Here is a 10,585-nt window from a genome sequence, read left to right as displayed (position 1 = left end):
TGGTGGCGACCGCCGTTGCCGTGTTGTTTCTGCTGTGGGTGTTTCGCAGCGAAGCGAAGGTCAAGGGCGAACCGGTCTCGCCAGCCCAGTGGGTTTCAGCGGGCAGCAAAGCAGGTGCGGTGTCGGATTTTGACGTCCCGGTCGACGACGAGGTCGCAGGTCTCGAAGAGTTGCCGGTTGAAATGTCGCTGAATCAGGTTGCGGTTTCGGCTGCTCAGGTGGCGGCATCATCAAGTTCGGCCAATGGCCAAAATGGCGATGCGGCCGAGCGTGGTGAGGACGGTCGTGCTGCGGGCCCGGATTCTGGTTCTTCCCTGCTAGTGCCGCCGGCCGAACGCTGGCAGTTGGTTTTTGCTGCAAGCGATAGGGCGGATTATGCGGTCAAGCTTGATCATTTTGCGATCGAGTTGGGGGTGGTCGGCGGAGGGCGATCAGGGGTGGATTACGCATTCGATCTGTCACGTTCCGAAGGCCCCAGGAAACGACATCTGTCGGCAAGTTCCGAAGAGAAGCGGATCTATTTTCGCTACACCGATGCAAGCCCGCTGAAGGGTTGGAGCCACGAGTTGATCCGCCACTCAGGAATCGAGCTCACCGCAGAGCGGGTTGAAATGATGTTCATTCCTGCGGAATTAGAGCGTCAGTTGTTAGCAATTGAGCTTGCGTTTGCCAATCGCAACGGACACGAAAGCTTGCAGAGCGTGCGGCGAACGGTGTTTTCGCTCGATCAATCCGCAGGCGATTGGGTGTGGCAGGTGGCTTCGCAGCGGTACCGGACGTCGGATTGAGGCGATTGCCACGGGGGGCAGCGGGCAGCCTCAGCCTCGGCTGGGGGTACAGCGTGTCTTTGCATGCCACTGGGGGCCGGGAAATTGCGTTTTGCGCGGCTATGCGGAACGGTTGTCACTTTTTCGATCCGTTTTGCGTGTTGCAATCGCGCCAAAAATCCGTGGATTCGTTAGGATAAAGCTGGAATTGCTATCCTGTTTGAGTGAACCTCTATGGGAACGGCTGCTTTAACCCTTTTCTTTTGATCCACCGAAGGACGAGATCCTCGATGCTTTTCGCTGAAATATCTATCTTCGATATCATCTCGCAAGCGACGTACGCTGCACTTGCGGGAGCCGCTTTGTGGGGACTTTATTGCGCGACCGTGGTTTGGGCTCGAGTGAATCAGAAGCGGTTCAAGAGCGAGGATGAACAGGATGTCTTTATGGACGACGTCGAACAAATGCTCAGTGGAGGCGATTTCGACGGCGTCGCAGAATATTGTGAAGGCGATAATCGTGCGATTCCTCAGATCATCGAAATGGCGATGCATCATCGCGAGCTTGGATACAAGCGGGCCCGCCAATTTGTTTTGGACCGGTTCCAGCGTGATGTGATGAGTGATCTTGAGTACCGGCTTTCCTGGGTCAGCACGGTAATCAAGTCGGCTCCGATGATCGGGTTGTTCGGAACGGTGTTCGGGATGATGGGGGCGTTTAAGACGTTGGCTACCTCCGAATCGGTCGAACCGTCGTTGTTGGCCGGTGACATCAACGTCGCACTGCGAACCACCGCCTGTGGTTTGGCGATCGCGATTCCGCTGATGATTTTGGTGGCCAATGTGAATATTAAAATTGCCAAAATGGAAGACCTCGTCGGTTCCGGTTTGGCTCGGTTTATGACTCAGTACAAAGACGCTCTTCTCAAATGGCCTGGTGGGGGCTCGTCGACTCCTGCGTCGGCGGCGGCCGAGCCTGTTGAAGCCGTTATGCAGTCGCCGCAGCGTTAGCAACGGCGTGGTCAAAAGAAAAAGAAGTCGGGTGATGGTGACGACCGTTATCGCACGTAGCGATCGCGGGCGAAAACATACCGCAACTGTTTCCGCGGCGTGTGCTGCCTGCGGGCGCAACATTCCTTTTGCAGATGGTGTTCACGTTTAGGATCGATCATGAGTGCAGATGCAGTACACGAAGATCTTCTCGAAGAAGAGGATGATCTCGCGTTGCCACGCAAGAAGCGTGACGATGAGGAGATGGATATCACGCCGATGATCGATATCACCTTCTTGCTGCTGATCTTTTTTGTGGTCGCGTCGAAGATGGACCCCACCAAGATCGGAACAATTCCTTCGGCAGATAACGGATTGGCGGTGTCGGCGGACGATTCGGCGATCATCTTTGTCGATCCCGGCGCTGGCGACGAAGTGATCTTGAAACGCCGAGATGGTAGCGAGTTCAGTCGAGACGAAGCGACTCAGTCGAGCGAGATCATTGAATACGTCACTTCGGAGCTCGAGAAATCGATCGGCAAAAACAAGAATCAAGTCATGTTGCTTGGTGACGCGAATGTCAAAGTCGGCAAGGTGACTCGGATTCAGCAGATTATTGGCGACGCGTTTGAAGATATTGAATCGACTTACATCGCGGTCAAAGAGGAATAAGCGAATGTCGTCATCCATTAGCGCAGCGTTGCCTGCGAGAAAAGGATTGCATGCGTCACTGTTTCGCCGCGGCGACGATTTGGACATGACCCCGATGGTCGATGTTACGTTTTTACTTTTGATTTTTTTTATGGTTACCGCCTCGTTTGGTTTGCAGCGTGCGATCGAGATGCAGCGGACGCCCAGCGAAAAAGCAAGCCTTGTCGTGGCGACGCCCGTCGATTCGCTATCCAGCATCGAGCTTTCAATTCATGAGCAGGGCGATTTCGTCGTCACCACCACCGATTGGTCGTTGGATGTGGTTGGGAAACAGCAGCTTGTCACAACGCTTCGTCGTGCGGTTGGCGATTCCTCCGCAGACTTTCGACTCGATGTGCAAGTGCACGAGAAAGCGAATTTGCAATCGCTTGTCAGCGGATTGGACGCTGCCAGCATTGCGGGGTTGACGAATCTGGCAGTCCATCAAGTGGAAGAGTTTTAGAGTCGCCATGGCTATTCCCGTTACATGTTCACAGTGCCATGCAGAGCACAGCGTCCACGACCGCTTTGCCGGAGGGCAAGTGCGTTGTCCCGATTGCGATGCGCAGGTGGATGTGCCTGAGTTGGTCGATGCGCAGCAAGCTGACGACACTCCCGAAGCGATCGCAGAGGTCGAATGGGTCGATGACGGTTTCGTTGATGACGATGTCACCGGCATGAGCAACGACCACTCGCGTGATTCCGACGTACCGTCGCCGAGTAAGATTGCGGCGGCGGCCCCAGTCGTTCCAGCGGAGTCGGCCGTCGCGACAGCGCCGCGTGCTGCGGCAGAACCTGCAATCGCGGAGGATGAAGACGATGATGTGCCCAAGCGTCAACCTCGCCAGGATGACGAACTGGACATGACGCCGATGGTCGATGTGACCTTTTTGTTGTTGATCTTCTTTATGGTCACGGCATCGTTCAGTCTGCAGAAATCGATCGAGATGCCTCGCCAGCAAACCGATGCACCCAGCAGTAACCCTGATCCCGAAGAGACCGAAGAACTCGATTCGGTGGAAGTCCAGATCGATGATCGCGGGTCATTTTTGGTGATGGCAGCCGACTGGGAACGAGAAACACCGGGCAAGCAGAATTTGATTTCCGCACTGAAGGAAGCGGTGCCGGGCGGCAGCGATGCGATGAAATTAGTCATCAAGGTTCACGAGATGGCAAAACTACAAGCACTCGTTGATGCCATGGATGCGGGGACGATTGCAGGGTATACCGAACTCCAAGTCACCCAAGTCGAAGAATTTGACTAGGTCCGTCATGCGAATTTGCCGGGAGTGAACTTCGGGTTCAGGGGCATCGTATGGAACACGGCGGTGTGATGGCTTTTTGCTTCGCATCACCCACCCATTGATTGAGTCTTATCACAGAATAGAAATAGTCGTTAAACATGCTTGCAAATGAACTGATCGATCGGCTCGAACGCGGTGGATTGCTCGACCAGGAAATCATCGAGGCGCTCCGTGAACAATTAGAGCAGGGAACGCGAGTGACTCCCGAGGCGGTGGCCAAGCTGTTGGTCGATAACGGGCAACTGACTCGGTTTCAAGCCACCAAGTTGATTGGGGAACTTCGCTCGGCTGAATACGCGGAGCCGGGCGACGAGGCTGCCGACGTGGCGGTCCTGGACGATCTGTCGATCTTGCCCGAAGAGGAGGGCGAAGAGGTTTTCGAGGTCGCTGCCGAGGACGATGGTTCCGGCGGGGTTGTTGCCGAAGCCGTGCCGGTGGAAGCCGTCGCCGTGGAAGCCGTTCCCGTCGCCGAGAACGGACAGGGCAATGGAGCGGCCACTTCGCGTCCCCGACGCGCCCGTCCCAAACCCAAGGAGCAGAAGTCGGTTTGGGATTCGTTCAAAATCTATGGTTTCGCCGGCATCATCGTGCTGTTGTTGCTGTCCGGTTACGGCTTGTTCTATATGTTGACGCGGCAAAGTGCGGATGAGTTTATCGCCAATGCCAACAAACTCTACGATCAACAACAATTCACGCCGGCGCAAGATTCATACATTAGCTTTCTCGATTCCTTTGGCGAAAATCACCAGTATTCGTCGATTGCTCGCGTGCGGATCGTGATGTCCAAGTTCTATCGCGCAAAGGAAATGACCGATCCGACCGAAGCGTTGGAGCTGCTGAAGAAAGAACTGCCCACGATCGAAAACGAAGAGGGACTCAACGAAGAACGTACGAATTTGGCTGCGTTATTGGTGGACGTCGCTCACGAAATCGGTCGTGTCGCCAACAAAGAAAAAGAAACCGCCGAGAAAGAGAAACTGCTTGGCAAGTTGGACGAGCAGTTGGAGTTTACGGAAAATCCAAACTACATGAGTTCCGCCATGAAGACGACTCTGAGCGGAAAATTGCAGGAAATCGCCGAGATGCGTCAACGCGTCCGCCGCGAGATCAATCGGAATGTGCGGTTGGACGAATCGGTCGTGTCCATGGATGCGTTTCTCAAGGACGAAAAAACCAAAGAAGCTTATGACGTTCGTGCTCAATTGCTGCGAGAGTTTCCTGAGCTGCATAACAACGAGCGGTTGACAGCGTTGATTGCCACCGCCAGCGACATTCAGAAAACGCTGGTGAAACCCGCCAGCGAAGTGCCCAAGGTGGCCGATGCGAAAGAGGGCGGTGCCAACGATCGTTCGATCGTGTTGACCGCCATGGAAGGCCGCAAAGCGGTCGATCTGATTGGCGAGATCTTGTATCTGCGTGCGGGCGGATCGATGTTGGCATTTGCCGGAGACACCGGCGGATTGTTGTGGCGAAAATTCGTTGGCTATGGTCAGGATCATCTGCCGGTGCGATTGGACGATGGTTCCGGTGTGCTGTTAAGTGAATCGGCCAAGTTAGAAGTACAGCGATGCGACGGAAAAGACGGAATCATCCGTTGGCGTAGTGTGATTGACGAGTTCTTTAGCGAACCGGTCAACGTCGCCGACGAGGTATACGTTTCGACAGAGTCAGGCCGACTCGCGTCGCTTGATGTCGACTCGGGCGAGGCGAATTGGGTCGCACAGATTCCTCAGCCTTTAGAAGTCGGACCGGGGATCGATAAGCGAGCCAAAGTGGCCTATGTGCCCGGCAACCATAGCAACCTGTATGTGCTCAATTCGCGTGACGGTTCCTGTTACGAGACGTTCTACATTGGCCACGCCGAAGGTACCGTCGCTGTGCCACCGGTAGCGCTATTGGGGCACGTGTTTGTGCTCGAGAATGCCGGGACCGATTACACCCGAGTGCACATCTTGAGGGTGAACGAACAAGGTCGAGAATTGAAAGTCGCACAGCCATCGATCCGTTTGGATGGGAATGTCAAAGTCAAACCGATCATCCAGGATCGAAAGTTGATCGTGTTGACTGACCTCGGCCAAGTCTCGGTGCTCGAAGTCGAACCGACTGCTAAACGCGAACAGGTTAGCGAAGTGGCACGACAAGTCGCCTCGTATGATGTGCCGACCTCGACGCAGATGGCCGTGGGGCGATCGCAGATGTGGATCACCGGGACACGTATCGGGCGCTACGAATTGCAAATCAACACAGGGCGCGTGGTCCAGGACTGGTTTAAACATGAAGCGGATCGCTTCATCGGCCAACCCTTTACCAGTGAAAACACGTTGGTCCATGCCCGCATCTTGCGTGGTACCTCGGCGATTCGAGTGACCGCAGCGGATGCGAAAACAGGCGACGAAATTTGGCGAACCGATGTCGGCGTGCCCATCGCGATGATTGTCCCGATCGCTGGCGGAGGCGGGTTTCATGCCGTCACCACGCAAGGCGCCCTGTTTGAACTCGATCGCGATGCGTTGGCGAGTGGATCGACTGCGAATCCGGTTGAAAATCCCGGTGGATCCGGGATCGCGATGCGGTTCGAAAACCCGATCAAAATTGATGAGACTCGGCGTTTAATGCTGAATCAAGCCACATCCGAGGATGTGATCGTTTACGATCCGACTCGCCGTCAAGAAAAGCTGCGGAAATTGCAATTGGCATTGTCCGGCAAAGCCAGTGGTGGCGCGTTGTTTGCCGGAGGCGGCTTGTTTGTTCCGACCGCCTCGGGCCGCGCGGTTTTGATGAACTGGCAAACCGGACAAATGCTGGGTAGCCCGTTCCAGCCCGCGAGTGCACCGGAGGGTTCGGTGACGTGGTCCAACCCGGTGGCGATGCCCAATGATGCGGACCAAGTGGTGATCGCCGACAGCCGTAAACAGCTGTACCGATTGCGGGTGGGCGAACAGATTCGTGAGCTCGCCAAGAAGGAATTGGAGGCTCCGTTTTTAGGATCCACGGCGGCGGTTGGAAGCGACTTGGTAGCCACGGTCGCAGGCCCGGCTGCCGATTTTGTCGTCGGGCATGATATGACAAGCTTGGACGAGAAATTCAAAGTCCTGCTCGGTGGCCGTGTCAATTGGGGCCCCGTCACCGCGGCGGAATCGAGCGAATATTGTTTGCTGCGTACCGACGATTCCGTGCTGCGAGCCTTTGACGGCGAAGGCCAACAGAAATTCGAGCTGCCAGTCCCCAAGGGTGAGATTGTCGGTGCTTCGCTGCTTGACGGTAACGTGTTGATGGTCGCGGGCAAGGATGGTTGGATGGTGACGCTGGATGCTGGCTCCGGTGAATTGCTTGGACAAAGTGATTTGGGGCAGCCGATTTTTGCGTCGCCACTGAGTGTCGGTAAAAACTTGTTGGTGCCGGGGGCTGAAGGGGTTGTTTATATCACCGATGTTCCATCGAAATCGTAAAGGGAATCTGATGAACATCAAAATGCGAAACCTGCTTTATATCGCGATCGGGTTATTGTTCGCCGCCTGGGCGACACCGGTTTCGGCGCAAATCGTCAACTATTCTGATTCGGGAGTCCCCGATCGGGTTGGCTTGGAACTGCTGCAGGAAGAACCTCACGATATTATTTTTCTCACCGAAGAATCCGGTGGCGGTTGGGTCAAAGCTCGCCTGCTGGATTTCCCAGGACGGAAAATTCCCAGCGATCCCAAAGGGGTGTTGCAGTTTGAGGTGATCGGGATCGAATTGAAAAAATTCGTCACCGATTGGAAGAACATTGAGAAAATCGATCTCTGGGAAACTCGGTTAGAACGTGAAACCGCCGAGATGATTGCCAAGGAAGATTTCAAGGGAGCGTATCCTTTCCTTTCGGTTTTGATTCGCGACTATCCCAATCGTCCCGGGCTGCGTAAGTTGCGAAGCGAATTCTTGTGGAACGATGCGATCAAGCGTGCCAAGTCTGGCGAATTCGAAGCCACCCTTGCGATGCTCGAAGAACTGTGGCGGTACGCGCCCGAGTTTCAACCTAAAACGGTGCTGGGTGCCCTCAGTGGCGTCACCGACAAATTGATGATGAAGCTGGTCAAAGAGGGCGATCTTGAACATGCCCAGCAGATGCTCGCACGTTTGGAAAAAGACTACGGCGAGAGTCGTTTGGCTTCGATTTCGAAGTGGAACAAGCTTTTTCTACAGCTGGCTCAGAAGAAACAGAAAGAAGCGATCGCCGCACTCGAGGCCGAGGATTATCGCGCTGCTCGGGCGTTGTCGCGTGAAAGTGTTGCCGTGCGACCGGACATCGACGGTGGCAAAGAGCTAATACGAAAAATCGATGCCATCTATCCTCTGGTGCGCGTCGGCGTGTTGCAAACCGCTACCGTGCTGGATCCGACGCGTATTGATAATTGGGCGTCACGTCGCGCGGGACGCTTGGTTTACCGCACTTTGTTTGAAATGAAAGGCGCCGGGCCCGAGGGGGGCGAATATGAGTTTGTCTTCGGCGAAACCGAAACGACTCCTTATCGAACCCAGTTTGATCTGGTCTTGGAAACGGAAAAGCTGAAGCCGCCATTGAGTGAGATTCGAGGTTTCACTATCGCCGACAAGCTTGCCGAACGTGCCACTCGCAATACACCCGAGTATTTTTCACCTTGGGCTGCGGCGGTGACAGCGATTGGAATGGATGGCCCCAAACGAGTCGAGTGCACGCTGCGTCGACCACATGTGTTGCCCTCGTGCTTGTTGCAGATTCCGATTGATGGAAGCTGGTTTGGAGGCAAAAAAGGAGCACCCACCGGTGCTTACCAGCGTGATGCCGAGAGCGAGGATACGGTTCGCTATATCTTGGCGGCGGAACCGGAGACTCCCGAACAGCTTCGCGAGGTAGTCGAAATTCGGCAGGCTTCGGCAAGCGACGGCGTCAGCATGTTGCTGCAGGGTGAACTGGATGTGTTGGATCAACTGTTCCCTGCCGATGCCGTTCGGCTGAGTAAGAGTCGTGACATTCGCGTCAAGAATTATCCGCTGCCCACGGTGCATATGTTGGTCCCTTGTTCGGATCATCCTTACTTGGCCGAACGAACGTTTCGACGCGCGTTGGTGTATGGCATCAACCGCGCAGACATTCTCAACGGAGAACTGCTCGAGGGGCTTGAAGTCCCAGGATGCCAAGTCGTGTCGGGACCGTTTCCGGCCGGGATCGAAATGGATGACCCATTGGGCTATGCCTATGACAAAAGCATTGGTCCGCGTCGCTATGAACCTCGTTTGGCAAAGTTGTTGATGACGCTCAATGCCAACCAGATGAAAGCGATGGCCGATCGCAAGAAAGAAACGGTGCCTGAGATGAAGCCGATCCGGTTAGCGTTTCCGGCAGACAATTTATCACGGGTGGCATGTGAAGCCATCATGAGCCAGTGGCAGTTGCTGGATTTGGAAATTGAGTTGGTCGAGCTTCCTGTGGGGCGAACGTACCCGGATCCTGGAACTGCGGATATTGTGTATGTGTCGGCTGCGATTTGGGAACCGATCATTGACGCACGTCGTTTGCTTGGTCCCGAAGGGTTGGCGGGAAGTAGTGACCAACTCGTCGGTTTGGGGCTGCGGCGAATCGAAGAAGCCCGAGATTGGAGAATGGTGCGTGACGGTTTGCTCGATTTGCACGCGATCGCTCACCATGAATTGCCAGTTTTGCCGTTGTGGCAAATGGTCGATTCGTATGCCTATCGGCGCGAATTGACAGGCGTCGGAAACGACATCGTTTCGCTCTACCAGAATGCGGATAAATGGCAATTGAATCATTGAGTCGCAGCGTACTTCAGACCAGGAGTCGTGGTGTTTTTGGATTTTTCGATATGACAGTCGTCGCTAGGAACCTTGTTTATTTCGTCGCTGCCATGCTGTGTCTGGTGATGCAGCTCGGTTGTTCTGATGATTCGCCCGATGCGGCTGCGCAGCCTGCGGTGTCGTTAACCGGGGCCGAAGGGGTTGCGGCAGATGCTCCTGCGTCGCCCTCAAACGATTCGGCGGCTTCGAGTTCGACGACATCCAAGCCGGCCGAGGCGGACGAAGAAGCCGAGGTGGAACCATGGGATTTTTCGCCGTACAAGGTTCTCGTTTGGATCGTGTCGGACGATCCGCGAGTCAATGCCGAATCGGTTCGGCAGCCGCTGCAAGAGTTTCTTGATCGTGATTTTGCTGCGGTTTGGCGGTTGGACTTTGCCGATGCTCCGGCCGCAGTCGCCAACGCGGCAAGCCGAAATCTTGGTGAAATGACCTACGAGGCGATCACGGCCTCCGATCCGGTGGTGGCCGTCAAACGTGATCACGAGGATGCCGTTCGGCTCAGGACGGCTGCGAACGTCGGAGAGATTATCCAGGATGTGCACAGCACTCAGGGAATGATCGACGAAGTCCGGCGACGAGCTGCCGATGCCGGCGACGTGTCGATGGACGGTGTCAACGATCGCTTGCTTCCCGTCGACGGTGATGCAATCGCCGTCAGCAAGATGTGGGAGAATCCTGCGACCGAAGCCATTTTGGTTTCACGCGGAATGGCACTGCTGCTCGATGACCCCGAGGCAAAGATTATTCCTTTGCCGCTCAGCGGTTTAGTGATCGAAGCGATTGATTCCTACGACAAGATTTTTGTCGTCCGCATCGACGAAGACGTCGCTCCGGCCACCGTCAGCGTCGTCGAGATCGATACGCTGATGCGACATTTTGGTCCGGTCGCCACCCAAAACTTTGTCCAGCCCTCGGAGATGGCGAGCACGATTGGGCGGACGATGATCGAAGCGTTTGCACCAGTGGTTCGCATTGAAGATGCAGGGAAGAAAAACGCCAAAGG

7 protein-coding genes and 1 pseudogene are annotated in these 10,585 nt (G+C 55.1%); all 8 read left to right on the top strand.

Annotated features, from left to right (window positions below):
- Nucleotides 1–788 (top strand): hypothetical protein (locus tag RMSM_RS41170; protein WP_160168341.1); only part of this gene is annotated, 788 nt, incomplete at its 5' end.
- A gap of 269 nt (nt 789–1,057) precedes the next feature.
- On the top strand, nt 1,058–1,777 hold the full coding sequence (locus RMSM_RS21360) for a MotA/TolQ/ExbB proton channel family protein (protein WP_040768723.1): 720 nt from the start codon (nt 1,058–1,060) through the stop codon (nt 1,775–1,777).
- A gap of 159 nt (nt 1,778–1,936) precedes the next feature.
- Entirely contained in the window at nt 1,937–2,428 is a 492-nt protein-coding gene (locus tag RMSM_RS21355; RefSeq protein WP_008701102.1) for an ExbD/TolR family protein, read from the top strand.
- A 4-nt stretch (nt 2,429–2,432) separates the two neighbouring features.
- Nucleotides 2,433–2,909, top strand: a complete 477-nt coding sequence (locus RMSM_RS21350) for an ExbD/TolR family protein (RefSeq protein ID WP_008701100.1) — start codon at nt 2,433–2,435, stop codon at nt 2,907–2,909.
- 7 nt (nt 2,910–2,916) lie between these two features.
- A complete protein-coding gene (locus RMSM_RS21345) occupies nt 2,917–3,711 on the top strand; it encodes an ExbD/TolR family protein (RefSeq protein WP_052031733.1) in 795 nt (264 codons plus the stop codon).
- A 137-nt stretch (nt 3,712–3,848) separates the two neighbouring features.
- Nucleotides 3,849–7,199: an outer membrane protein assembly factor BamB family protein gene (locus RMSM_RS21340; RefSeq protein ID WP_008701096.1), complete on the top strand. Its 3,351-nt coding sequence runs from the start codon at nt 3,849–3,851 to the stop codon at nt 7,197–7,199.
- A gap of 10 nt (nt 7,200–7,209) precedes the next feature.
- Nucleotides 7,210–9,540 (top strand): ABC transporter substrate-binding protein, encoded by a 2,331-nt coding sequence (locus RMSM_RS21335; protein ID WP_008701094.1) that lies wholly within the window; start codon nt 7,210–7,212, stop codon nt 9,538–9,540.
- 50 nt (nt 9,541–9,590) lie between these two features.
- Nucleotides 9,591–10,585, top strand: a pseudogene (locus RMSM_RS21330) (hypothetical protein); the annotation flags it as partial.

This window comes from Rhodopirellula maiorica SM1 (genome assembly GCF_000346295.1).
Classification (GTDB): domain Bacteria; phylum Planctomycetota; class Planctomycetia; order Pirellulales; family Pirellulaceae; genus Novipirellula; species Novipirellula maiorica.
This window is presented reverse-complemented; position numbering and strand designations above follow the sequence as displayed.

Excerpts from the sequence above, each read along its gene's own strand:
- RMSM_RS21360 (WP_040768723.1), top strand. The coding sequence starts at position 1,058 with ATGCTTTTCGCTGAAATATCTATCTTCGATATCATCTCGCAAGCGACG.
- RMSM_RS21355 (WP_008701102.1), top strand. The coding sequence starts at position 1,937 with ATGAGTGCAGATGCAGTACACGAAGATCTTCTCGAAGAAGAGGATGAT.
- RMSM_RS21350 (WP_008701100.1), top strand. The coding sequence starts at position 2,433 with ATGTCGTCATCCATTAGCGCAGCGTTGCCTGCGAGAAAAGGATTGCAT.
- RMSM_RS21345 (WP_052031733.1), top strand. The coding sequence starts at position 2,917 with ATGGCTATTCCCGTTACATGTTCACAGTGCCATGCAGAGCACAGCGTC.
- RMSM_RS21340 (WP_008701096.1), top strand. The coding sequence starts at position 3,849 with ATGCTTGCAAATGAACTGATCGATCGGCTCGAACGCGGTGGATTGCTC.
- RMSM_RS21335 (WP_008701094.1), top strand. The coding sequence starts at position 7,210 with ATGAACATCAAAATGCGAAACCTGCTTTATATCGCGATCGGGTTATTG.